This is a genomic window from Acidiphilium sp. (assembly GCF_049977125.1).
In the GTDB taxonomy this organism is placed as follows: domain Bacteria; phylum Pseudomonadota; class Alphaproteobacteria; order Acetobacterales; family Acetobacteraceae; genus Acidiphilium.
In genome coordinates, this window is record NZ_JBMFGY010000046.1 from 1 (window position 1) to 24277 (window position 24277).

A 24277-nucleotide genomic window follows, 5' to 3' on the forward strand; every position below is an offset into this window, starting at 1 on the left:
TAAGTTGACGCGGCAGCGGCAACATAATCGCATGAAATCGCTCGAAAAAACATAGGCCTAGAGCGTTAAGCTGAAAGCATAACGCTCTAGGCCGCAAGAGCGCCTGACGCTTTTGCCAGATGGGTCGCGATAGCGTCCATCAACGGCGGTGACAAGCAGTCGTATGGCTCCAGACCGAGTTCATGGAGCCTCGCGCGGATTGCCGGCATTTCCGCGGGCGGCGTTCCCTGCTCGATCAAGGAGGACACGAAGGCCGCGAATTCCGGTGCGGACCAGCCGGTTTGGTCGGACAATTCGGTATGGATGAAATCCAGACCGTAAAACGGGTGGTCCTTGTTCTCGATCCGTCCGAACATATGGACCCCGCATTCGCGACAGGCATGCCGTTGGATCGTTGCCGTATGATCGACGATATGAAGCTTGCCGCCATTTTCGATCACATGAACCGACGACCGCGGCACCACCGCCACGATCGAGAATTTGGCGCCGTCCGGTTTCCAGCATTTCGAACATCCGCAAGCATGATTATGTGCGGTCTGGGCATCAACCCTGACCACGACTTTATGGGTTGCGCAGTGGCAGCGCAGCGTGCCGCCGTGAAAATTGGAATCGCCATGTTTGATCCCGTGGTCGATCGACGGGTGAAGAGCGATAGCCATTGGTTTCATCCTCCCTGGATGGTTGCAGGTTTTGGTTTCAGTGTTTTGGTGTGCCCTGGCCGACGACTGCGACCGCCCGAGCGGCGGTATATTGGTAGATTGCCTTGATCTGGTGCGGCGTGAAGAATCCCGCCCAGCTGGGCATGCCTTTGGCCTTTACGCCGGTCATCGCAATACTGAGGAACTTACTTTCGCTCATGCCATCGTTGATGGAATGGCGGAGGTTGGGGGCATAGGCGCCACCATCGGCATCCGCGCCATGGCAGCGGAAACAATAGGAGTTAAATAACTCATAGCCCCGGAACACCATCGGTGTGACCTTGTCGGAGCCTTGTTGCAGGATCGGGAAATCGGTCGTCACAGTCTTGCCTTTGACTGTGTAGGTGTATTTTTGGCTGGTCGTGACCGAAGAAGTTTTCGCGTGTTTGAGCGTCAGGATCCATGATACGATTTCCTTGATCTTGGCGTCGCTCAACTTCGGGTGGGCGGGCATGGCAATATTGCCCCAGGTTCCGACATGACCGTTCTTGATGGCATCGGTCAGGGTGGTCTCGGCGCCCTTCGTCCCGGCGAACTTGCCGGCGACGGCTTCGAATGATGGACCAACGATCTTCTGGTTGATGGCGTGACACGAGAAACAGTCGCTCCCCTGCGCGAGTATCTCGCCCTTCGGAGCCGGCCCGGCGGCAGCGGGCGAGGCATTGTCAGCGGCATAGCCGGCCATCGAGATCATGCTCACGGCGGCACCACCGATTATCGCCATGCCGATAACGGTCGAGATTGGTCGGATCTTCATGCGTTGAGCTCTCATCGGAAAGTTATGATCATTGGTTCGGGAAATTGACATGACGCGGGTTAGGCAACAGTTTTACGTCGTATTGCGCGAGCGTTGCGGTAATTTCCGGCTGTTCACGGGCGATCACCTTGTCGAGCGCGTGCTTCAGCGCCGTATCGCCTTTGCGCACCCCCATCGACATTCCGTAGGTATAACCGACAGTTGGCAGGCCCGGACCATATTCCTCCGAGGGAACCCGCGCGACTTGCAGGTCCGGGTAATCCTTGAGGAAATCGCCGATCGCCGGTTCCCAGGTGATCATCACGCCGACTTTGCCGTCTTGTACCGCCTGCAATAGTTCCCTGGGCGAGGCTTGCGGGTTGCTGGCGACATGGAAGGCAACCGCATTATTGATCAGGTCGAGCAATTTGATCGCGGTCTCTGGCGTGGTATCGGATTCGAACCCGATCTTGATCGAATGCATGGAGACCGAATTCATCGAGCGGATGTGGTAGTGTGTGTCCTTTCGGGTGATGAACACGTAGGACGACGTGTAGTAGGGTTTGGTGTAGGATTCCTCGTGATCGCCATAGGGAAGGTTCATCACTACATCGCATTTCCGGGCATCGAGGTTTTCAGCAAGAAAATTCGAATAGCCGCCGTGGCCACGATAGCTGGCCCAGGTATATTCGAGTTTGCGCCCCATTGCCTTGGCGACCAAAGCGGCAACCTTGTTTTCGAACCCCTGACCGGCGCGATTCGAATAGGGCAGATAATTCGGATCGGCACAGACCCGCAGCACGTGGTCATTGGCCGGGAGCGTGGCATTGGCGGCCAGCGCGGCAGACGATGGGAACGCAAACATGGCGGCGGCCACAGCGGCACTGCCGGCCAGCATCGTCCAGCGAGATGTCGAATGTTGCATGACGTTTCACTCCATCAATCATAAAAGACAGTTAAGGCGCGATGCCTGGAAGGAAAAACAGCCCGGGCAGAGGAAAAATCCCGGGCTGGTGCATCGATTGATGTCAGTTGGCGCTGGCGACTTTCGAGGGTAGTGCAAACACCATCAATGTTCCGCCAAGATTGGTGTAGTCGGTCAAGGTTGCATTAAGACCGACGGCACCGAGACCTGCGCTGGCTTTATGCAGGTCGTCCGCCATGCCGATCGCCGCCCATCCGCCGACACCGCTAAGGATCGCGACGTATTGTTTGCCATCATGCATATAGGTGATCGGGTTGCCGATGATCCCGGACGGCGTCTTGAACTGATAGAGCATTTTACCCGTCTTCGCATCGACCACGCGGAACATGCCTTTCAGCGTACCGTAGAAGGCAAGCCCACCCCCCGTGGTCAGCGCGCCGCCCCAATCCTGGAACATGTCGTGATGCTGCCAGACGGTTTTTCCGGTCATCGGATTGTAGGCGATGAACCGGCCGCGATAGCCGCCTGGACCCGGGATCATGTTGACAATCGCGCCAACGAACGGAAACCCCGCCTTGTACTTCACGTTGAACGCCTGATAGCTCATGCAGAGGTGGTTAAGCGGGGCGTAGAACAGCTTTGTCTGCGGATCGTAGGAGACCGGTTGTTCGTCCTTGTCACCTTGCGATGCGGGACAGATGTCTTTCACATCCTTGCCATTTGAGGTCATTTTGGCCGGATCAACGATGGGCTCGTTCGTTTTGGGGTTGATCCCGGTCGCCCAGTTCACCGACGGGTCGTATTTGTGGATGGCGATCGGCGCACCGGTTGCGCGGTTCATCACGTAGGAAAACCCATTGCGGTCGAAATGAACCAGAGCTGGAACTTCCTTGCCGTGATCATCGACATTCGCAAGAACCATCTCGTTGACGCCATCATAATCCCAACCGTCGTGCGGGGTCATTTGATAAACCCATTTGGCCTCGCCGGTTTCGGGATTGCGAGCCATGATCGTCATCGACCAGCGGTTTTTTCCGGGGCGCTGGCTCGGGTTCCAGGTGCCTGGATTGCCGGTGCCATAGTAGATCAGGTTCAACTTGGGATCATAGGAAAACCAACCCCAGGTGGTGCCGCCCCCAACCTTCCATTCGTCGCCCTGCCAGGTCTTGAGGCTCGAATGCGGACCGATCGGCTTGCCGGTGGCGCCATTGATCGTGTGGGTGGCACTCATCAGCATGTCCTTGTTCGGACCTTCGCTGTAAGCACGCCAGACCTCCTTGCCGGTTTTGGCATTATAGGCGGTCAGATAACCACGGACGCCGTATTCGCCACCAGCCACGCCGGTAATGACGTTGTCGCCCACGACCATCGGCGCGCCGGTCATGGTCTGCCCTTTCTGCGGATGGGCGTTTTTCGCTTGCCAGACGATTTTCCCGGTCTTGGCATCGAGCGCGTAAAGCACGCCATCAAGCGCATTCGCATAGACCATGCCATCGGCATAAGCCGGACCGCGGTTCACCACATCGCAACACGCGACGGGCGGTGCGTTGGAGTCACGCGGTGGCTGGAACTTCCACGCGATCTGGTCCGGGTGGTTGAGATCGATGCCAAAGACGTAATTCGGATAGGACGTTTCGAAATACATCATGTTGCCGATCACGATCGGCTGACCTTCAAGTCCACGATCGGTTCCGGTCGACATTGACCATGCAACCTGCAGATTCTTGGCGTTGGATGCATTGATCTGATTCAACGGGCTGTAACGCCAGTTGTTGTAGGTGCCGGTCGGCATCACCCAATTGTCGGGATTTTTCTGCATTGCAACCAGCGATGTGCTGGCCGATGTCTGCGCCTGCGCGGCGAATGCGAACCCGCTGGCGCCGATGATCCCGAGCGTCGCCACCGTCAGTGAACGACGTCGTGACATTCGCTTCTGTCTTTCCATTTGTTTCCTCCGGATGCGCGACCCCGCCGGAACAGCGGACGCCGCAAGTCGTTCATTGCGAGCCGGATTTGTCCGGCACAATCGCATCAGCAAAGATCGTGCCAAACGCTCTCAAACCCGTGTGTCCGCCAAATTCGGCGGCTGAACTTACCGATGCTTGAAAAATCCGTAACATGGCGATCACGCCTGCGTGACAAATTGTGCCATGGGTGAGACATTCTGCTACGAGTATTCATCCGGTCAGGCGAAAATGACTTGACCGACCATAAAGTAGGGAGAGACCGAAATGGCTCATGCCAACATGGCAGGAACGCATTTACTCAATCATCACCCGCAGCCCACAGACATTGTGAAACGGATGGCGCGCCCAACCGGTGCCGTGCCGCGCGAAGCCTATATCGAAGCCGCCTGGCAGCGCTGCCGTGACTACCAGCTCGATCCGGACTCCCCGCCGCCCGGAGAGCATATTGGTGGTGCGGCGTTAAATCGTCTGCGCGAGGAGCTCAGCCTCTTTCAGCGCGTGGGGCGTGCCGAAATGCACCGGCTGCTCGGACAGATCAACCACCAAGTCACTCAATCGGCCATTACCTCACGCTATGTTCTGATGTTGGGTGATGCTTCCGGTGCCATTCTCGACGCTTTTACCGACAGCGCCAACGCGGAATGTGCGCGCACGGCCAACATGACACCAGGCTTCCTGTGGGACGAGCGCCATGCGGGCGTCAATGGCCCCGGCACATGCCTGCATGATCGTCGGTCGCGCGTGGTTCATCGCGATGATCACTATTTCACTCGCAATAGCCGGATGACCTGTTCCGCCGCGCCGATCTGGGGGGCCAACGGCACATTGCTTGGTGTGCTCGACGCCTCATGCCTTGACTGCGACGACAGCCGTGCCAGCCAGGTTCCCACCATTGCACTGGTCAGCATGTCTGCCCGCATCATCGAGCAACTGCACTTCACCCACAGCCATCGCGATTGTCTGATCCTGCGTTTCCATGAACGGCCGGAACTGGTGGGCCTGCCCTATGACAGCCTGCTCGCGATCGATGAGCACGGTCGTATCCGAGCGGTTGACAGCACCATGCCCGCCCAACTCGGCAAGGCCGATCACACCCAAATAATGGGCCGAGGCATCAGCGAATTGTTCGACATTTCAACCGATCGCCTGTTCGAACATGCCCAAACCCAGCCCTTCGCGATCTGGCCGATCGCCCACGGCGCCGACCGCCATGGCTACGCCAGTATCTGGCCGGCCAAACACGTGCGCACCACCGCCGACCCCCGAGCCGTCACCTCCTCGCCGTTGCCGAAGCCGACCCCTCCGCGCCCCACCCCGCGCCCGACGCGCCCCCCCGCGCCCACTTTGGCCAATTTTGCCGGCACCGACCCGATCATGATCGAAAACGTCTGGCGGGCGGAACGGGTGATGAATCGCGATATCACCCTTCTTTTGCTCGGTGAAACCGGCACCGGCAAGGATAGTTTCGCCCGCGCCATCCATCGCGCTAGTGACCGGCGCAACGCGCCATTTATCGCGATGAGTTGTGCTGCCATTCCGGAAGCGTTGATCGAGAGCGAATTATTTGGCTACGAGCCTGGCGCCTTCACGGGCGCGCGCACCGGCGGCATGCGCGGCAAAGCGATTGCTGCTCATACCGGCACCCTGTTCCTCGATGAAATCGGCGATATGCCGCTCGCCATCCAGGCCCGCCTCCTCCGCCTGCTCGAAGAAAAGGAGATCGTCCCGCTTGGGAGTTCCACCCCGATACCGGTCGACATCCGAGTCATCAGCGCCACCCATCGCGACCTCGACACGCTTATCGCCCAGGGTGAATTCCGCATGGACCTGTTCTACCGGCTCAACGGCGTGACCCTGACCATGCCACCGCTGCGCTCCCGGACCGATCGGGTCGCATTGATCGAAAAGATATGTCACGAAGAATCTGCTGCCGGCATCGCACCGGATGCCTGGCAGAGCTTGCTGGCCCATTCTTGGCCAGGTAACATTCGTGAATTGCGCAATACCCTGCGCACCGCTATCGCTTTTGCGGACGGCGGCGCAATCGAATGTGCGCATCTGCCTGCGCTGCATACGCGACCCCCGGTTTCCGCCAGATTAGCGGCGTCCCCACAACTCCCGGCACAATCGGGTGAAGCCGCACAACTTACCGCGGCACTCGAACGACACCATTGGCGCGTTGCTGCCACTGCAACTGCTCTTGGGATCAGCCGCAATACATTATATCGTAAAATGAATCGCTACGGGCTTAAAAGAGATGGGAATTGAACAACAATCAAATAATATTATTCTCTCCGATTACAACGCAACTACAAGGTTTATCGCTGTTTGAATTCCGCAATTATTTTTGCGGCCTTCGCACCGACCTCAGCGGCCGTGTCGCCTTGACTGTAAATCGCGCTGCCAATGCCAAACCCTGCGGCGCCCGCCGCCATCCACGCCGCCACATTATCCGGATCAACACCACCGACGGGCAACACCATGGTTCCCGCCGGCAATACAGCGCGGATCGCCCGCAACATTGCCGGACCGCCAGCCTCAGCTGGAAATAGCTTCAACGCATCAACCCCCGCACGCAACATTGCAAACGCCTCCGTCGGCGTGAAAAACCCGGGCACAATCAGGAGGCCGCGCGACTTCGCCGCCAGGACGACCGCCAGATCGGCATGTGGTGTGACGATGATTTGCCCCCCCGCGTCAGCCACGCGCGCAACATCAGCTTCGCCCATGACCGTGCCGGCGCCAATCAACGCTCTATCGCCATACCGTCGGGACAATCGGGCGATACTTTCGAACGGATCGGGCGAATTCAATGGGACCTCGATCACGCGGATGCCCATCTCGACAAGCACCGCCCCGATCGCTTCGACCTCATCAGGACGCACACCACGCAAAATCGCAATCCAGGGCGAATCAGCCAACAACAATCTCAGGTCCATGCCGCATACGCCCCTAGTTGTGCCAAACCGGCCGCCCCGATCGTTTCATCGATGGCCATCGCGACCCTCCCACGGCTTCGAATTGCCTCAACATAAAGACCCGCAAGTGCTGATGCTCCAACCACGGAAACCACGCCGTCCTGATCGTCAAGAGCCACATTCAATTCATGTCCGATCATGAGACCGGACAGATACGCATATGAGTCCGCTTCGCTGACCTCTAACCGCAATGCCCGTGTCCGTACGCCAAATGCATGATGCAACAACCCGCCCGGCTCGGTGGCCCTGATGACGCCGGAGGCAAAAGCCGCGGCATCGATTGGTCCCGCTTGGATCGTCCGCGCCAGTATGGTGTGCGCGGCAAGTGCCGAAAAGATCTCGCCGGTCATGAATGTCCTGAAACGCTGAATTCGCCCCTTCTCGATCAGCGCCCATTTCGAATGAGTCCCCGGAAGACACGCGACCATCGTCGCCGCTCGATCAGGCACCATCCCAAGGATCTGCGTTTCCTCGCCCCGCATGACGTCTGGAACCTTATTGCAATCCATTGTCAGAAGACCGGGCACAATCATCACCTGAGCGCCGTCGAATGCAATCGGCGTTAGACCGGCAGCAATATCCTCGATTCCTGCCGGACAGGTTATATAGGGCACCTCGACCCAGCCCTGACGGCTGCCGATCATGCCGCACATCAATATTCGGGTTTCGCCCTCCTCAACCCAGTCGCCGATGACATTTCGCAGCACCGCGCCAAACTGCCGGTTCGTTATCGCCAGAATACCTTGTGCCGACGTCCGTGCGCCAAGCAGAGTTCCATCGGCGCCAAGCCGCCATGCCCGCAAGCTTGTCGTGCCCCAATCGACACCGATCATCCGCTGACACCGCTCGCGCTATACAGCTCCGGCATCGACGAAAAAATTATGGGCGGTGATCAATCGGCTGTCATCCGCGGCCAACCACAGCGCCATCCGCGCGCAATCGGCCGGGTCAAGCTTTTCCTTCAAACATTGCCGTTTGAGCAGATCCAATTCGCCCTCCGGCGTCAGCCATTTCTCGATCTGGCGTTTTGTCATGATCCAGCCGGGCAGAATGCAATTGGCTCGAATTTTATCGCCACCGTAATCCCGGGCCAGACTCCGTGTCAGCGCTTCGATCCCTGCCTTCGCCGTGACATAGGCCGGCATGCCGCCCTGGCTCAGATGCCAGCTTGTCGACCCGAAATTGACGATCGCCCCGCCACCTGCACGTTGCATCATCGGTATGATCGCCTGGGCGGCAAAGAACTGGTGACGCAGATTAACCGCGAGCCGCTCATCCCAATAGTCCGGCGTTACCTCCATCGTATCGTGCCGTTCGTCATTTGCCGCGTTGTTCACAAGCACGGTGAAATCGCCCACCGCGTCGCGTCCCTTGGCGATCGCGATTTTGAGTGCGGCGATGTCACGCAGATCGCATTCAATGAACAATGGCGCGGGAAAATCACCTCGGCACTCATCGATCACGCGCGCCCCGCCGGCCGGATCGATATCGACGAAGACAACTTTGCAATGCTGCTCGGCAAAGTGGCGCACCAAAGATGCGCCGATACCGCCACCACCGCCGGTGATGAACACCGCGCGATCGCGCAGACTGGGATAAATCGCTTTGTTAATGTCAACCATGGTCTCTCACTATGTTGCTGTACGCATCGCGCGATATTCGCGCCGCACGATATCGAGCAGCGCCTCCACCGAAGTATCTTTTGCCGCACCTTCGAAAGTAACGGTGCCACGTTGCATCATCATGATACGATCCGCGATTTCCAGGGTCTGTGCGTAATTATGCATAATCATGATGATCGAAATATCGCCCCGCGCCCGCTGGCGTTGAATCAAGTCGATGATCAACCCCGCCTCGCGCGCGCCCATCGCCGCCAACGGCTCGTCGAGCAACAGGACCTTGGCGCTGGAATAAACCGCTCGCGCTATCGCTATTGCCTGACGTTGTCCGCCCGACAGCATCGCCACCTCGTCATCCACCGACGACACATTCACACCAATATCATCGAGTGCCGCCGCAGCCCGGGTCCGCATTGTCTTGTGATCAAGCATGCCGAACCGGTTTCGCAGTTCTCGGTTCAGAAACATATTATGATAAATTGACAAGGTATTGATCAACGCCAGATCTTGATAGACGCATTCTATTCCTAAACTGCGCGCGTGATCCACCGAATTGAGCGTTACCGCTGCGCCATTAACGAACATCTGCCCGGAACTCGGCCGATGGAATCCAGTGATGATTTTCATCAACGTGGATTTACCAGCCCCATTGTCACCCAATATCCCAAGCACCTCGCCCTTGCGCACATGCAGTGAGATTCCCGACAACGCCGTTATGTTGCCAAAATTTTTGGTGATCTCGGAGGTGCGCAACGCTTCATCGCTCACGACCGGCCTCCCCGATTAAGCCGCCCGACATGGATATTGGCGATCATTGCAATCAAAATAGCGGCGCCAATAATCATATCAAAGGTAAACGCATTGATGCCCTGAAGTGTAAACCCGTCCTGCAATACGCCTAACACAGTCGCGCCGATCAACCCGCCAATGATCGTCCCCGACCCGCCGGCCAGCGAGGTGCCGCCGATCACTCCCGACGCCACCGCCAGAAACATGATATTCGTGCCGCCGGCCAATGGATCGGTAGAGCCGATCCGAAATGCCTCCAAAATCCCGGTGATCCCACCAAGAATGCTGGTCAGCATAAAATTGCCAATTTTAATTCTTGCCACATTGATGCCGGCCTCACTCGCGCCGGTCAGGTTGCCGCCCACTGCAATCGTGTGCAGACCCCACCGCCGATGTCGCAACACCATGTGCATGACCGCCACGATCAACAGCGCCCAGAGAAATTCATTATATCCGGCCGCGCCAAAAATATTGGCAATCGTTTGGCCGCCCGGTGTGTTGATTGGATAACCGCGAGATACCGTAAGTGTAAATCCATTTATCAGAAACAAGGTACCTAGCGTCGTAACAAAACTCGGCACCTTCAGCAGCACTGTGATCGATCCATTGATCAGTCCGATCAAGGCGGACACAATCATCGCGAAAATAAACCCGACGAACAAGCCCATTCCGGCGTGAACCGAAAACGCCATGATGAAGGGGGCCAGCGCGAAAACCTGGCCGACCGAAAGGTCGATTTCACCACAAATCAGCAGCATGATTTCGCCACACGCGATAATCGCGGAAGGCGCGATAAATTGCGAAAGAGTTTGCAAGTTCGGACCGGTCAAGAAATTTTCATTGACCAATGAAAAATATAAAAAGAGAACCAGCGCAACTACGACAATACTAGCCTCACGTAATGCCAGTAATTTCGTTCCACGTTGGCGATACGTCAAAGATGTCACGCTCATGAAACGTCCTGACTGTTAGCGTTGGGCTGACAACGACAATAATACTGGCGAATAATCGCCGAACAACACATGAACGCCTGGCGAGAGATTCAAGGACGGCGCTCGTCCTCCCCTTTCACACCAGGCATCTCGATTTCGCGGCCGCGATCAGCCAGCGATTGGGCCGGTACGTGGTACGATTTCGGCCTTGGAAGAATTACCTTCATAACGGGTTTTAGTATCGAGATACGGCTTTACTGAAGCTTTATCGATGAATTTCAGACCGGTGTTGATGTCTGCCGGTCCCACCAACCCACCTGAAACCTTGAACATGAACATTTCCATCACCGTATAGAAGCCTTGAAGATACGGCTGCTGATCAATCGTGAAATCCAGAAACCCCGCGTTGATCAAATCAAGAGTCTTCGGTAAGAGATCAAAGCCACCGGCATGAATTCCCTTTTTTTCCAGCCCGAACTGCCGCATTACCTCTCCAACACCCTGGGTCGAACCTGCATCGACCGCGAACATGCCTTTGACCTTTTGATGACCCAGATAATACGCTTTGATTTTCGTCAATTCCTCATTGACGGTGGGGCCAGTCGTGATCTCCTGATAGGAAATGCCCTTGCCGAGCTTCTTGATCGCAGCGGCCGCCCCATCGATCCGAGGCTGAATGTTTAACTGTCCCGGTGTTGCGATAAATAGCGCAACATCGCCTGATCCAACCAGTTTTACGATTTTTTCGCCCATCTGATAGCCAGATTCGAATAAATCCTGACCAATATAGGCAAGGCGCTTATTGCCAGAATTCGCCGGGGCATCGGCATTATAGGCAAAAACTGGAATTCCGGCCGCCAGTGCTTTGCTCGTCGGTGCGTTGAATGCCGTCGGATCAACAATCGGCACCGCTATCGCATCGGCTTTACCTGCGATGGCAACATTCATCGCATCAACCATATGCGCCACATTGGACGTCTGAGAACCAGTCCATTGGTAATCGCATCCGAGCAGCGCGCAAGCGTCATGAATGCCATATTGCGTCGGGACAAAGAACGGATTGGTCGTCACGTGATTGACAAACACGAACTTCCACCGAGGGTGTGCCGGAAACGGAGCTGTATTGCCAGCCTCGGCGTTGCGGATTCCCGCGGCGAGTACCGCAGCGGCGCCAGCCAGCGAAACGCCGTGCATCATGGCGCGGCGCGGCAGCATCCGCGCAGCATGTTCCAGCGCTTGATCTTCACTATTGGTGGTCATGGTTTCCCCCTTTTTTGCCAGCGGCCTTGAACCGACCGTCCGACGAGCTTGGACGTCTTTTAACGATTTACGTCATACCGCGCCTTGCCATCCGTGGCAATTGGCGGACCACGGTTCCCCAGTACAAAACGTGAGGCGAGAAACCGGTTAATCCACTTTCAGAATGGCTCTCAAATCGCTCTCAAAAGCTGGTTTTTCCGACAGATCCAACCCCGCTTCAATCGCGGTCAAATGAGCGTGCATGAGCGCCACGGCATCCGATATCCGGGCGTCGGCCAAGGCTTCAATCAGATGTTGGTGATCATCAACCCGGCAGCAAATGGAGCCGCTATGCTGAAACAGGGCGATGATCAGCGAGGAGCGGCTCACCAGATTCGACACGATATCCGCCAGCACCGGATTACCTAAACCTTCCGCCAATCCGATATGAAACAGCCCCGACTGCGCGATCATACCGGTCCGATCCTGGGCTCGATGCGCGTCGATCTCCGCGTGCCAACACGCTTGTAACTTAGTGATCAGACCAGGCGCGATCGCGCCGGATTGCCCCAAAATCAATCCGGTCTCGATCAGGTTACGGGCCTGAAAGATTGCGCGCGCCTCCTCAGCGGTCGGGCAGGCAACCACGGCGCCGCGACCTGGCGACAACGCAACCACGCCTTCGTGCGCCAGAGTAAGCAGAACACGTCTGATCCGCATCCGGCTTGTCTGGAAAATCTCGGCAAGCTCTTCCTCAGTCAAACGAGTACCCGGAAGCAGCCGCTGCTCGACTATTGCGCTGTGTAACGCTCGAAAAATTGCAATCTCCGCCGTCGTCAAGCCTGACACGGCCCGCAGCGACAGCACTGGCGTCAAGCGGGGGGACGCGGCCGGCTCGGTGATCAAATTCATATAATTGTTCACAATCGAGTTAATTTTTGTTGACATCTTCGTGTGGATGAAGTCAATATGTGTTCAAACGACAGGCGAAACAAGCCTGAGGGAACAACAGCGTCACGGCTCCGATATTTAGCGCAACAGGAGCCTGCCATGAGTGATTTCACGATTGCCGTACCCCTTGCCGAAAGTTTTTCGGATCGATTGTATAACGATGATTTGGCTCCGCTCGCCAGAATCGGCGCCGATGTCGCGCCTGGAAAATCGCAGAGCTGGACGTGGTATAACATCTTCGCGTTCTGGATGGCCGACGTCCACAGTGTTGGCGGTTATGTTTTCGCAGCCAGTTTGTTCGCCACCGGGCTCACCGGTTGGCAAGTGTTGATCAGTCTCCTGATTGGCATTTCAATCGTGCAAGTTTTCGCTAATTTGCTCGGAAAAATGGGTCAGCAGGCCGCGGTTCCCTATGCCGTCGTCGCCCGCGTTTCGTTTGGTGTTTTTGGGGCCAATATCGCGGCTGTGATTCGCGGCGCGATCGCCGTTGTCTGGTATGGCATCCAAACCTACCTCGCGTCCGGCGCGCTGAACATTCTGATCCTGAAATTTGATCCCGCCACCGTGGCGATGGAAAAGGCGAGTTTCCTCGGCCTGTCTGAGCTCGGCTGGATCAGTTTTCTTCTGGTCTGGTCACTCCAGGCCATTGTCTTCTGGCAAGGGATGGAGAGCATCAAGCGCTTCATCGACTGGGCCGGCCCCGCCGTCTATGCCGTCATGCTGGCTCTCGCCGTTTGGATCGTCTCGCAAGCTGGGGTCAGCCACATCAGCTTCGACCTTTCATCAACTCCACTCCATGGTGGCGCTGTCCTTTGGCAAATGATCCTCGCCATTGCCCTGGTCGCTGGATATTTCGCGGGTCCTACCTTGAACTTCGCTGATTTCGCCCGATACTGTGGCACCAACGCCGACGTTCGGAAAGGCAATTTCTGGGGTCTGCCGGTCAATTTCCTGCTATTCTCAATTGTCACGGTCGTCGTCGTCTCTGGCACCATACCGGTCTTTGGCCACATGATTACCGACCCTGTCGTCACTGTCGGCAAAATCGGCAATACCGCGGCAGCTCTCCTCGGAGCCTTTACCTTCGTTACGGCTACAATCGGCATCAATATTGTCGCGAATTTCGTCTCCCCCGCGTTCGATTTTTCGAACTGCGCCCCAAGCCGGATCAGCTTTCGTATGGGCGGCATGATCGCAGCAGTCGGTTCGGTCTTCCTGATGCCCTGGAACCTGTTCAACAATCCAGCGGCCATCCATTACACGGTCGATCTCCTCGCAGCCGCGATCGGCCCGCTCTACGGAATTCTGCTTGCTGATTTCTACTTGGTAAAATCCCAGAAAATCGACGTCCTCGCCCTGTTCAGCGATCGGCCGGGTGACAAATACTGGTACAGCAATGGCTTCAATCCGGTTGCCGTCAAATCTGTGATAATCGCCAGTCTGGTTGCGATCGGTACCGGCTTCGTTCCAGGTGACCTCAAGACATTCTCTCTTTTCATCGGCGGCGGCGTCGCGGCGGTGCTCTATGTCGCGCTCTCACGCAACAGCGGGAAAATAACGACGATTTAGTCGTTCGTCCAACCGCAGCCTCGCGTAACGCCAAACTCATTATTTAAAGGTAACGACCGATGACACACATGAACTCGTTCACGTGCCTGCTCGCCTGCATCGCCATCGCCACAACCCCCGCCGTTGCCACCGCCGCCCTCACGCCGCCCGCCCCGATGGCACTGGATGGCGGCCCATTGGGACCAATCGAAATCAATATCGGAGCCGATGGGTATGGCTATGCGGTCAGCAACACGCCGGCGGCGATAAAAGCCGACGGCACACAATTGCAAAATGCACTGATCGGCATCAGTACCACCACGGGCCTGATCCAGGCGACTGTGCGGGTCGGAGCCTATTCAGGTGTGGTCCTTGGCTATCCACCGGGGTCGGCGACGCCAAATGGTCAGAACTATCTGCCATTCAGCGGCCTCTACGCCGGATATCTGTCGCTGGTGCTCACCCCTCACCTCACCATCTCGGCCGGGCAACTCGGCACACCCGAAGGATTCGAATCAGCACAGGATTGGAACAATTATAGCATTTACCATAGTGAAATTGCCTTCGTCGAACCGGCTCAGTCACGCGGTATCAACGCGTCGGGGAGTTACGGCGCAATCAACGGTGTGATCCAGCTTGATGATGGCTATTACACCAAGAGATTGAACTATCTGCAATGGCTACTCACCTACACCGCATCGCCCGCCCTCAGCGTTACCATAAATGGCGCAAGTCATATCGATACCACTGGCCCCAATGTTACAGGTATTGGCAATCTCCTTTATAATAACTCATCGCTCTATGGTGGGTGGGTTACATATGCCGCGAATAATTTCACCGTCACTCCAGAAATTCAATACGAGTACACTAACGCAATTCGCCGTTACCAACCTGCGGAATTACTTGCCGGTAGTGCAGCAAACTTTACATCGGCTGTCTTCGCCGATTACGGATTTGCAAAGACCCCCTACTCGCTCGGCGGCTTCCTCGAATACGCCGCTGAAACACCCGCCCATCGCGATGGCGCCGCCGGTGATTATTTCGGCTACGGACCCGGCACCACCCTATGGGGCGCCGCGGTCACACCGACGTGGCAATACAAAAATCTGTTTGCCCGGACCGATTTCGCCTTCATCCATATCAATAAAGGTGCCGGCGGGATCAACGCGCAGCTCTCGGCTATCGCGGAAATTGGACTGCTATATTAAATCCACCCGTTGGAGCGTTATGCTTTCAGCCTAACGCTCTATCTCTATGTTTTTTCGAGCGATTTCATGCGATTATGTTGCCGCTGCTTCGTCAACCTAATCGCATATCGCTCTAAAATCTGAAGCTTCAGCCAATTACGCGACTATGGTCTTGCAGGATGCGATCACCCGACATCACGAAAACCCGGCGTGTCGCTGAGCCGCGGTGCGCGACTCAAAGCCGCGATATCTGGAAACGGGCGACAGAGCGCCCGATCTCCTGCGGTCATCATCTCGATTGCCGACGCGACTGCCAGCGCTTTCGCGTCGGCATGCCGTGCCGTAATAATTTGAACCCCGAACGGCAATCCCTCCTCATCCTGCCCCAACGGCAGCGACAGGGAGGGATGACCCACCAACGTCACCGCATATGCCAGCCCTAACCAGTGATAATATGATTTTGTCGCGACGCCATCGATCTGCGTTGGAAACAACTCGGTCCATGGCCGCGGCGTTATCGTTACGCTGGGCGCAATGAGTACGTCATGGTCTATGAAAAATGACCGCCACGCCTGATATATTCGCGTCTGAATCACCATCGCACGCGCCACATCCGCCGCCGTATAACCTAGCCCTTCCTCGACATTCGCACGCACGTTTGCCCCTAGACGTTCCGGGTTGGCCCTGAACGTCGCACCAAACGCGGCCAGAAAATTCACGGCGCGCAGTATGGCAAACGCCTCATCGGCTCCCGCGCAATCGGGTGTCGCAGTCTCGGCACGACCGAACCAGCGGGCGATGCGCGCGGTTTTAGCCGCGAAACATGAGCGCACCGCGCGCGAGGTCGGCGCGAAACCGAAATCCGCGGTAAACGCCACCCGCAATGTGGCCAAATCGATCGATGGCACTCGCAGCGCACCCCTCGGAAACGCCAGCATATCGCGGTCGTCATACCCGATCATCGCGCTCAGCATCAGCGCGAGATCGGGCACATTCCGCGCCATCGGCCCCAGCACAGACAAGGCCGACGCCCCCAGAAGACGTTTTTCCGATGCCACCATCCCCGGCGACGGCCGCATCCCGACAACACCACAAAATGCCGCTGGATTGCGCAGGCTGCCCCCCATATCCGAGCCGGTGGCAAGCGGCACCATCCCGGTCGCCAATGCCACAGCCGATCCACCGGATGACCCGGCTGCAGATTTCAGCGGATCGAACGGATTACCCGTCGCGCCATAAACGGCATTGATCGTATTGGCGCCTGCACCAAACTCCGGCGTGTTGGTCTTGCCGAGAACAATGCCTCCCGCCGCACGTAACGACGTGACAACGCGCTGATCCACGCGTGGGACATGATCGCGAAACATCTGGCTGCCGTAGGTGGTACGAAGCCCTGCAGTGTCTTCGAGGTCTTTCACCGCGATCGGTAGACCGTGCAACGCACCGAGCGCCGATCCTGCCATCACCGCCGCTTCGGCGGTCACCGCGGCGGCACGCGCACGCTCGAAGTCACGCGCAACCATCGCATTGACCGCATGATCAACCGCTTCAATCCGCATGATGCAACTATCGACCAGTTCGACCGGAGATAACTGCCGCGCTCCAATCAGCCGGCGCGCCTCCACGGCAGCAAGGTCGCATGGCTGCATCATTACCTCCTCAATCGATATTGAACGATGTGTGCCATCGATCTACCGATCCAATCAAGCGAGGAGATCGCCGGAGCGGTCAGCGCGCGGCCATACCGGGAGTGATACCATAATACTGGTCCACTTGCTGACCATAAATGCCGTCAGACCAATCAGGCACCGCACTCGTCGCGAACGACGGCCCTCCTTCAAGCCGATCACGCTCGACATCGACAACATAACCGCCCTGGCGCGGGTCATAATTCAGCAAATGCCACGGCAGCGGGTGATAATGTTCACCGAACCCGAGGAATCCGCCGAACGACAAGATGGCGTAATCAACACGACCAGTCCGCTTGTCGATCATGACATCATAGATCGATCCGATCGAATCACCCTGACGATTATAGACATGAGTGCCGCTGACTTTACTCGCCGCGATCAGACTCCGCGTTTCACCCAGCGACACGAGATCGTCGTGCCCCGGCATCGCGGAACGTTCTGGATTGAAGGTGCCGCTGGTGTTGCTCATCTCGGAAATCTCCATGATTGCCCCGAACCTTATGGATCGAGGTTGTCATGATGTCGGGCAGGTCAATCGCGGATACGAGGGGGGATTGGATTAAAACGACGTTTTCCATGATGAAGATGTAACGACAATCCTGGTCCATCACACCGACCCGATCAACCTCTCATCAGAATTGCCGGCAAGCGGCATCATGTCACCAGCTTCCGGAATGGCAGAGTCGCTCGTACCAGTATCGAGATCATCGTTCCAAGGTGCTATCAAATTGCCAAACGTCAGTAGGCCATCCCAGGTAATTAGCCCCGGATGAGTGGCAGACTCCGTTCAATCAAGGAGGCTACAAATGAGTGAGATGTTGAATGGTTTCGTCGAAACATCACCCTTGCGACTGAAGGTCGGCCTCGCCGAGATGCTCAAAGGTGGCGTGATCATGGATGTCACGACCGTCGAGCAGGCCATAATTGCCGAGAAGGCCGGCGCTGTGGCCGTAATGGCTCTCGAACGCGTACCGGCACAGATCCGTGCGGAAGGGGGGGTCGCCAGAATGGCGTCTCCGCGCAAGATCAAGGAAATCATGGCCGCCGTCTCGATTCCGGTTATGGCAAAGTGTCGGATTGGTCATTTCGCCGAAGCGCAGATTCTACAGTCCCTGGGTGTCGATTTCATCGACGAGTCCGAGGTGTTAACCCCCGCGGACGAAGTACACCATATCGATAAACATGCATTTGCAACCCCCTTTGTCTGCGGCGCGCGTGATCTTGGCGAGGCCTTGCGCCGGATCGCGGAGGGCGCGGCGATGATCCGCACCAAAGGCGAGGCCGGCACCGGGGACGTCGTTCACGCCGTTCGCCACGTCCGCCAGATCGCCAGGGATATTCGTGGATTGACCGTTTTGCGCGAGGACGAGCTGTTTGCTGCGGCGAAGGCGTTCGGTGCGCCCTACGAACTGGTCAAGCTGGTCGCCGCAACTGGCGCGCTACCGGTCCCGAACTTCGCGGCCGGTGGCATCGCAACCCCTGCGGACGCCGCTCTTGTCCGCCAACTGGGCGCCGAGGCGATCTTTGTCGGTTCGGGTATTTTCATGACAGACTCACACCATCTCGCCGATCCTGGCGAAGCCCGATCACGCGCCGAGGCCATCGTTCAGGCGACCACCCATTTCGACAACCCTCAGATTCTCGCCGAAACAAGCGAGGCCTGTGTCGGTTCGATTCGCGGCCTCGCCGCCAGCGCATTGGCCGAAACTGCCTTGCTGCAAACCAGGGGCTGGTAGCTTGTGACAATGACCGGCCCGTTACCAACGCCGTTGACGATCGGCGTGTTGGCATTGCAAGGGGATTACGCAGCGCATGCGAAGGCCTTGCGCGCCAGCGGCGCTGATGCGGTGCTCGTCCGCCAGGCGGCGGCGTTGAACGGGCTGGATGGTCTGGTCATTCCGGGCGGAGAATCCACGACGCTTCTGACATTGCTCGAGCGTGCCGGCATGTTCGAGGCGTTGCGGTCCTTTGCCGCGGCATCGCCGGTGTTCGGCACCTGCGCGGGCTGCATCCTCCTCGCAAAGAATGTTCTCGGTTCAAACCAACCAAACCTCGCGGCGCTCGACATCACTGTGGAACGCAACGCCTACGGCCGTCAGATCGATTCGCGGGTGGTCCAGAGCGATTGCACCCTGCCAGGCGGGCCGTTGGAAATGGTGTTCATCCGAGCGCCACGTATCGTAGGTACCGGCGATACTGTTGAAATTCTGGCGACCTATCAATCTTATCCAACGCTGGTGCGGCAGAAAACCGTGCTCGCGGCAACTTTCCACCCCGAACTATCGGCAGACCATCGGGTGCATCGTCTGTTCTGCTCCATGGTGCGCGATGCAGCAGCGGAGGCCATGCATCGGACTGGACGCGGCGAGATTAAGACGCTAACATATTAAAACTGTTTGTTGCTGGTTTTCTCTCATAAGTTTCAAAATCACTCGGGACGCGCTTTGGCGGGACGATGAAAATGACGTATGACATCATTGTAGTGGGCGGCGGCCCTGCGGGACTTTCCTTTACGCGGTCGCTGGCGGGGAAAAATCTGCGGATCGGGATTGTCGAGCGCCAATCCCGTCAGGCGCTTGAAACACCGAATTTTGACGGACGGGAGATCGCCCTCACCCATCATTCAATCGCGCTGCTTAACCGCCTCGGGGCCTGGGACCGGATCGATCCGGACGACATCGCACCGCTCCGGCGGGCCCGTGTTCTCAATGGGCGTTCACGCTTTGCCCTGCGTTTCGATCCTGATGGGGTCGGTGGTGATCGGTTGGGCGTGCTCGTTTCCAATCATGCGATCCGCCGTTCTCTGTTCGAAACAGTTGCTACGCAGCCGGACGTAACAATCATCACCGATGCTTCCGTCAAGACTGTTTCAACCGATAACACGGGTGCGACCGTAACGCTCGACGATGGCAGCACCCATCATGCCCGCTTGGTCGTGGCCGCCGATACCCGGTTTTCGGAAACCCGCCGTCACATGGGAATTTCTGCTGAGATGCAGGATTTTGGCAAGGTCATGCTTGTTTGCCGCATGGCCCATGAGCGCCAGCACGACGGTATTGCGACGGAGTGGTTCGGCTACGGCCAGACGATGGCCATGCTGCCGTTGCACGGCAATGTTTCCTCTGCCGTGGTAACCCTTCCGGCCCGCGAGATGAACCTTCTGATGGCTCTGCCGCAAGCACAGTTCAACGCCGAGATCACGCGACGGTATCGCAATCGTCTCGGGGCCATGACCCTTGCGTCGACGCGTCACACCTATCCGTTAGTCGGCGTCTATGCCCAGCGATTCACCATGAAGCGATTCGCCTTGATCGGTGATGCGGCGGTTGGCATGCACCCGGTTACTGCGCATGGTTTCAATCTTGGTCTGCGTGGAGCCTACGCGCTCGCCGACGAGATTTGCGCTGCGGTGAAACTTGGTCACGATCCCGCCGATCCGGCGGCGCTGCGGCGATACGCCCTCGGGCATCATCGTGCGGCGAGGCCGTTATACCTCGCGACCAATGCGACCGCGCGGTTTTATACCGATGACCGTCTACCAGTGCGTGTGCTGCGTGGCGCCGTCCTGCGGATCGGCCAAGCGCTCCCGCCGATGCGTCATATGGTGGTTGGCCACTTGATGGATATGCCGGCCATGGGCAAGATCGCTTGATCGGGACGCGGCCGCCTCGCCAAAAGGGTTGAATATATCCGCCGGAAACGGGTGGCGTGTCGATCATTCCGAAGCGGTCATGGGCATTTCTCAAGCGTTAACCGCATTCACCGCGGCCCCATCATCCGACGGCGCAAACGCTTCTTGGATCAGGCAACGGGTTTATCGGGATTGGCGAGTTCATCGGTGGCGCGCCATTCGGCGGCGACGTAGTTGATAATCAGGGACGTCCGCAAACCCCTGATCGGTCGAGGGCTGAAGCCATGCCACGTCGCATCACCCGGAATGAAGATCAACCCCGCATTCTGTCGATAAGGCACCGATGCGACGCGTTTATGCGCCGCCGTGTCGTCGTAGATATCCGTGCCGGCATCATGCAGCGCTGGATCGTCAGACAGGTAAATCAGCATCGTGAATCGCTTAACCGCAATATCGCAATGCGGTTCGAGCCAGAAACCGTCGGTATCCTGGCAATATTCAATCCGTAATCGAGCCCCGCCCAGATCAGCCCCAGTCAAATCAACGATCCCTGTGACCACATCAGGATGTGAGAACACCTCAACCAGATCACGGGAGACGGCAAACTGACTCTGTATCGCCGGCGTAAAATAGACGCGCGTTGCGTTATTACTCTCTCGCCGCCCGTCAAACTGGCCAACCGACGGCGGCGTGAAGGGCAAAGACGACAACGTCGCGATCATCGACGCAGGCAGAATATCGTCGAGCAACCAGTGGGCGAACGGCACATCCTCGGCATGGGCAGCACCGAAACTGGCCAGAACATGGTCCGCGAACGACATGGTATTGGCCGCTTCAACCTCCATGGTGACCAACCAGGCGCTTGACGGTGGCCGACAGCTTATGGCGGGCTAAATTCTTGGTCAGCGCCGCTTCGGAAACCAACCAGTTGAACATGATGCTTCGCCGTTCGCCCTCGAATATCTCGTGACCATGCCAGGATCGATCGGTGCGCAGGAACGCCAGGAATGTTCCACCCGAGGGCGAAACCTCTGCAATCATGTCATCGAGATCATCCGGGCCGCGCAACAAGCGAAGCCGCCCCCCTTCGGCCATCCAATGGCGATCATTCAGATAGAGCAGGCAAGTGAGGAATTTGTCCTTGGAATCGGTATGGATTCGTCCATCCCGCCGCTGCGCCCGCCCCCGCACCGTCACCATCAATGGCTTGCCCGCCAGCGTTACGCCAAACTTCCGCTCCAGGAGCGCCTCGAGATCCCGACTGCGAATCGCCTCAACCAACCGCTCAAACGCCGGTCCATATCGTAGCCCGGATACCGGGAACACGCCGGGCTGCGTAATCGGCGGAAAATCATCCCGCACCATCTCGAGGTCCCGATCATGAACCACGCCCTCCGCGACCATATACGGAAATGGCGTTGTCGCCACGGCAGCGCGATCGAGCGCCTCGAAATCAAGCAATCCAGTGCCCACGGCGAGATTCATGCGCCGCATAAAGCAGCAATTCGGCTCGATTTTCCTTGATTTGGATCATTGACTTTTTAAGAACCGCCTACCTCCCGGTATCACTGTCACCACTTCGACAACAAGCTCCTCCGCACCCATCAACCAACCACCGACTCAATAACCGCAGCGATCTTTGACAAAGTCGCGGTCACGATGGCGAATGACCTGGTGCCACCCATGTCACCAGGCGCTGATGAGCATGGCGAACCAGCCATTGCAGGTCATGATAATTGACCGAACCTGGTATTCGATTGCGTCCAACATACACGACCGGCACGTAATGAATCCCCAGCGCCGCGCCCCGGCGCAAATTGCCGTCAACGACCCGCGCAACCGCTGGGCTGACCAGATCCCGCTCGAACCGCGCGACGTTCAGACCGATCGTCGTCGCATCCGCACGCAAGACCGCCATGGTCGGCAATCGGGTCTGGCGCATCAACAAGCCCTGCATCGCCGATGATTTGCCCTGCATGCCGGCCGCCACCAGCGCTCTCGCCCCCAATACGCTCTGCGCCCCCAAAATCGGCAGGTCGACCGGCACATAGCGAATCTCCGGATCATGCGCGATCAGCCGCTCGATCCTTCGATTCATTGCCCGACACGGCATGCAGGACGTGTCGTAGAAATCAACGATTGTGATCTGCCCGTTCGGATTGCCAAGAATCTGATCGCCCGGCCGGATCAGGCTCGAGGCTGAAATCGACGCTACGGGCGCGGCGGTAGCCGGCACCACGAGCGAAGCAGCGGCGATCGCTGCAAACGCCAGAAACAACCTGATATGCACGGTCAACCTCCGGAAACGAGTCCATCATTGAGTCGAAATGAATTGTCTCAGTTTTGAGGGTTGATGCGTTGGAACTGTTTTCCAACGCCAGCGGGGACCGCTCGCGGAGAGCCATCTCCTTGTATTTTGTGTAGCCGCGAAGAATGAACGCCAGATTAATGCCTCGGTGATGAAGTTGCTTAGCCGCCGGTTTTACTTGACGCAAACGACGATAAGCTCGACCATCGCACGAGGAGGATCGTCATCATGAACGTCACCACCAAAATCGTCCCGCCGGCCGGCATCGACCCCGCTGAATGGGCAATCCGCTGCGACCTCGCGGCACTCTATCGTCTGGTCGCGCATTTTCGGATGACCGATTTCATCTACACCCATATCAGTGCCCGCCTGCCCGGCCCGGACCATCATTTCCTGATCAATGACTACGGCGTCATGTTCCATGAAATGCGGGCTTCCGATCTGGTCAAGATCGACATCCACGGCAATCGAATCGAAACCCCCGGCATGACGGCAAACAAGGTCAATCAGGCCGGCTTTACCATCCATTCCGCCATCCATATGGCCCGGCCAGACCTGATGGCCGTGGTTCACACCCACACATCAGCCGGTATTGCCGTCGCCGCGCAGGAGCAGGGGCTGCTGCCGATCAGCCAGCACGCGATGAAATTCTATGGCTGCCTGTCCTATCACGGCTATGAGGGCATCGCTCTCGACCTCGATGAACGGGAACGCATCGTCTCCGATCTGGGCCAGAACAAGGCAATGATTCTGCGCAACCACGGCCTTCTCGTGGGTGGTCGTACGATCCCGGAAGCGTTTCATGAAATCTATTTCCTCGAACGCGCCTGTCAGGCGCAGGTTGCTGCCCTCGCAGGCGGCAGCAAGCTGGTCATCCCACCGCGTGAAGTGTGCGAACACACCGCCGCCCAATTCAACATGGATGCCGAAAAACGCATGGCACATTACGAAATGGCGTGGCAATCGGCGCTGCGCCTGATCGATGGCGGTGCCGATTATCGGAGTTAACCGAACGACCGCGCCTTAGAGCGTTATGCTTTCAGCCTAACGCTCTATCTCTATGTTTTTTCGAGCGATT

The 24277-nt window shown here is 57.4% G+C and carries 23 protein-coding genes; 7 read left to right on the top strand and 16 right to left on the bottom strand.

The annotated features are described in order from the left end of the window. Positions 1 to 86: 86 nt before the first annotated feature. The 4 genes from gfa to ACP5E6_RS09155 form a co-directional block, all read right to left on the bottom strand. On the bottom strand, positions 87 to 659 hold the full coding sequence (gfa, locus tag ACP5E6_RS09140) for an S-(hydroxymethyl)glutathione synthase (protein WP_427953925.1): 573 nt from the start codon (positions 657 to 659) through the stop codon (positions 87 to 89). Positions 660 to 696: 37 nt separating this feature from the next. Further along, positions 697 to 1455 (bottom strand): c-type cytochrome, encoded by a 759-nt coding sequence (locus ACP5E6_RS09145; protein ID WP_427953926.1) that lies wholly within the window; start codon positions 1453 to 1455, stop codon positions 697 to 699. A gap of 28 nt (positions 1456 to 1483) precedes the next feature. Next, on the bottom strand, positions 1484 to 2359 hold the full coding sequence (locus ACP5E6_RS09150) for a transporter substrate-binding domain-containing protein (protein WP_427953927.1): 876 nt from the start codon (positions 2357 to 2359) through the stop codon (positions 1484 to 1486). 103 nt (positions 2360 to 2462) lie between these two features. After that, positions 2463 to 4286 carry a methanol/ethanol family PQQ-dependent dehydrogenase gene (locus tag ACP5E6_RS09155; RefSeq protein WP_427953928.1) on the bottom strand — a complete coding sequence of 608 codons (1824 nt, stop codon included), beginning with the start codon at positions 4284 to 4286 and terminating at the stop codon, positions 2463 to 2465. A gap of 376 nt (positions 4287 to 4662) precedes the next feature. Here ACP5E6_RS09155 and ACP5E6_RS09160 point away from each other — a divergent pair, with 376 nt between their 5' ends. Further along, the gene (locus ACP5E6_RS09160) at positions 4663 to 6594 is read left to right on the top strand and encodes a sigma-54-dependent Fis family transcriptional regulator (RefSeq protein ID WP_427953929.1); all 1932 of its coding nucleotides are present in this window, start codon (positions 4663 to 4665) and stop codon (positions 6592 to 6594) included. 50 nt (positions 6595 to 6644) lie between these two features. On the opposite strand, the gene ACP5E6_RS09165 is transcribed toward ACP5E6_RS09160, so the two are convergent. From ACP5E6_RS09165 to ACP5E6_RS09195, 7 genes are all read right to left on the bottom strand, one after another. Next, positions 6645 to 7247, bottom strand: coding sequence for a 2-dehydro-3-deoxy-6-phosphogalactonate aldolase (locus ACP5E6_RS09165; protein ID WP_427953930.1), 603 nt, complete (start codon positions 7245 to 7247; stop codon positions 6645 to 6647). Between the two features lie 8 nt (positions 7248 to 7255). Next, positions 7256 to 8137 carry a 2-dehydro-3-deoxygalactonokinase gene (locus tag ACP5E6_RS09170; RefSeq protein ID WP_427953931.1) on the bottom strand — a complete coding sequence of 294 codons (882 nt, stop codon included), beginning with the start codon at positions 8135 to 8137 and terminating at the stop codon, positions 7256 to 7258. 18 nt (positions 8138 to 8155) lie between these two features. Next, positions 8156 to 8926, bottom strand: a complete 771-nt coding sequence (locus tag ACP5E6_RS09175) for an SDR family NAD(P)-dependent oxidoreductase (protein WP_427953932.1) — start codon at positions 8924 to 8926, stop codon at positions 8156 to 8158. A gap of 9 nt (positions 8927 to 8935) precedes the next feature. Further along, positions 8936 to 9691 (bottom strand): ATP-binding cassette domain-containing protein, encoded by a 756-nt coding sequence (locus ACP5E6_RS09180; RefSeq protein ID WP_427953933.1) that lies wholly within the window; start codon positions 9689 to 9691, stop codon positions 8936 to 8938. Continuing rightward, entirely contained in the window at positions 9688 to 10665 is a 978-nt protein-coding gene (locus tag ACP5E6_RS09185) for an ABC transporter permease (RefSeq protein ID WP_427953934.1), read from the bottom strand. Before ACP5E6_RS09185 ends, ACP5E6_RS09180 begins: the two co-directional genes overlap by 4 nt. A gap of 147 nt (positions 10666 to 10812) precedes the next feature. Continuing rightward, complete coding sequence (locus ACP5E6_RS09190) at positions 10813 to 11904, bottom strand: sugar ABC transporter substrate-binding protein (protein WP_427953935.1); 1092 nt, start codon at positions 11902 to 11904, stop codon at positions 10813 to 10815. A 147-nt stretch (positions 11905 to 12051) separates the two neighbouring features. Next, on the bottom strand, positions 12052 to 12795 hold the full coding sequence (locus tag ACP5E6_RS09195) for a GntR family transcriptional regulator (protein ID WP_427953936.1): 744 nt from the start codon (positions 12793 to 12795) through the stop codon (positions 12052 to 12054). Positions 12796 to 12837: 42 nt separating this feature from the next. On the opposite strand from ACP5E6_RS09195, the gene ACP5E6_RS09200 reads away from it, so the two are divergent. After that, complete coding sequence (locus ACP5E6_RS09200; RefSeq protein WP_427953937.1) at positions 12838 to 14403, top strand: NCS1 family nucleobase:cation symporter-1; 1566 nt, start codon at positions 12838 to 12840, stop codon at positions 14401 to 14403. Between the two features lie 155 nt (positions 14404 to 14558). Then, entirely contained in the window at positions 14559 to 15590 is a 1032-nt protein-coding gene (locus tag ACP5E6_RS09205; RefSeq protein ID WP_427953938.1) for an outer membrane beta-barrel protein, read from the top strand. Positions 15591 to 15754: 164 nt separating this feature from the next. On the opposite strand, the gene ACP5E6_RS09210 is transcribed toward ACP5E6_RS09205, so the two are convergent. Together ACP5E6_RS09210 and ACP5E6_RS09215 are read right to left on the bottom strand one after the other, a co-directional pair. Then, positions 15755 to 17218: an amidase gene (locus ACP5E6_RS09210; RefSeq protein WP_427953939.1), complete on the bottom strand. Its 1464-nt coding sequence runs from the start codon at positions 17216 to 17218 to the stop codon at positions 15755 to 15757. Between the two features lie 79 nt (positions 17219 to 17297). Continuing rightward, positions 17298 to 17729 carry a PRC-barrel domain-containing protein gene (locus ACP5E6_RS09215; protein WP_427953940.1) on the bottom strand — a complete coding sequence of 144 codons (432 nt, stop codon included), beginning with the start codon at positions 17727 to 17729 and terminating at the stop codon, positions 17298 to 17300. A 304-nt stretch (positions 17730 to 18033) separates the two neighbouring features. Here ACP5E6_RS09215 and pdxS point away from each other — a divergent pair, with 304 nt between their 5' ends. The 3 genes from pdxS (at position 18034) to ubiM (ending at position 20912) form a co-directional block, all read left to right on the top strand. Further along, positions 18034 to 18996, top strand: a complete 963-nt coding sequence (pdxS, locus tag ACP5E6_RS09220) for a pyridoxal 5'-phosphate synthase lyase subunit PdxS (RefSeq protein WP_427953941.1) — start codon at positions 18034 to 18036, stop codon at positions 18994 to 18996. A 9-nt stretch (positions 18997 to 19005) separates the two neighbouring features. Beyond that, the gene (pdxT, locus tag ACP5E6_RS09225) at positions 19006 to 19650 is read left to right on the top strand and encodes a pyridoxal 5'-phosphate synthase glutaminase subunit PdxT (protein WP_427953942.1); all 645 of its coding nucleotides are present in this window, start codon (positions 19006 to 19008) and stop codon (positions 19648 to 19650) included. 71 nt (positions 19651 to 19721) lie between these two features. Continuing rightward, positions 19722 to 20912: a 5-demethoxyubiquinol-8 5-hydroxylase UbiM gene (ubiM, locus tag ACP5E6_RS09230; RefSeq protein WP_427953943.1), complete on the top strand. Its 1191-nt coding sequence runs from the start codon at positions 19722 to 19724 to the stop codon at positions 20910 to 20912. Positions 20913 to 21061: 149 nt separating this feature from the next. Here ubiM and ACP5E6_RS09235 read toward each other — a convergent pair whose 3' ends face one another. The 3 genes from ACP5E6_RS09235 to ACP5E6_RS09245 form a co-directional block, all read right to left on the bottom strand. Continuing rightward, positions 21062 to 21658 (bottom strand): 2OG-Fe(II) oxygenase, encoded by a 597-nt coding sequence (locus ACP5E6_RS09235; RefSeq protein ID WP_427953944.1) that lies wholly within the window; start codon positions 21656 to 21658, stop codon positions 21062 to 21064. Positions 21659 to 21725: 67 nt separating this feature from the next. Continuing rightward, positions 21726 to 22376 (bottom strand): 2OG-Fe(II) oxygenase, encoded by a 651-nt coding sequence (locus tag ACP5E6_RS09240; protein ID WP_427953945.1) that lies wholly within the window; start codon positions 22374 to 22376, stop codon positions 21726 to 21728. Positions 22377 to 22545: 169 nt separating this feature from the next. After that, positions 22546 to 23181 (bottom strand): DsbA family protein, encoded by a 636-nt coding sequence (locus ACP5E6_RS09245; protein WP_427953946.1) that lies wholly within the window; start codon positions 23179 to 23181, stop codon positions 22546 to 22548. 246 nt (positions 23182 to 23427) lie between these two features. Between ACP5E6_RS09245 and ACP5E6_RS09250 the strand changes: the two genes are divergently transcribed. After that, the gene (locus ACP5E6_RS09250) at positions 23428 to 24207 is read left to right on the top strand and encodes a class II aldolase/adducin family protein (protein ID WP_427953947.1); all 780 of its coding nucleotides are present in this window, start codon (positions 23428 to 23430) and stop codon (positions 24205 to 24207) included. The last annotated feature ends 70 nt before the right edge of the window (positions 24208 to 24277 follow it).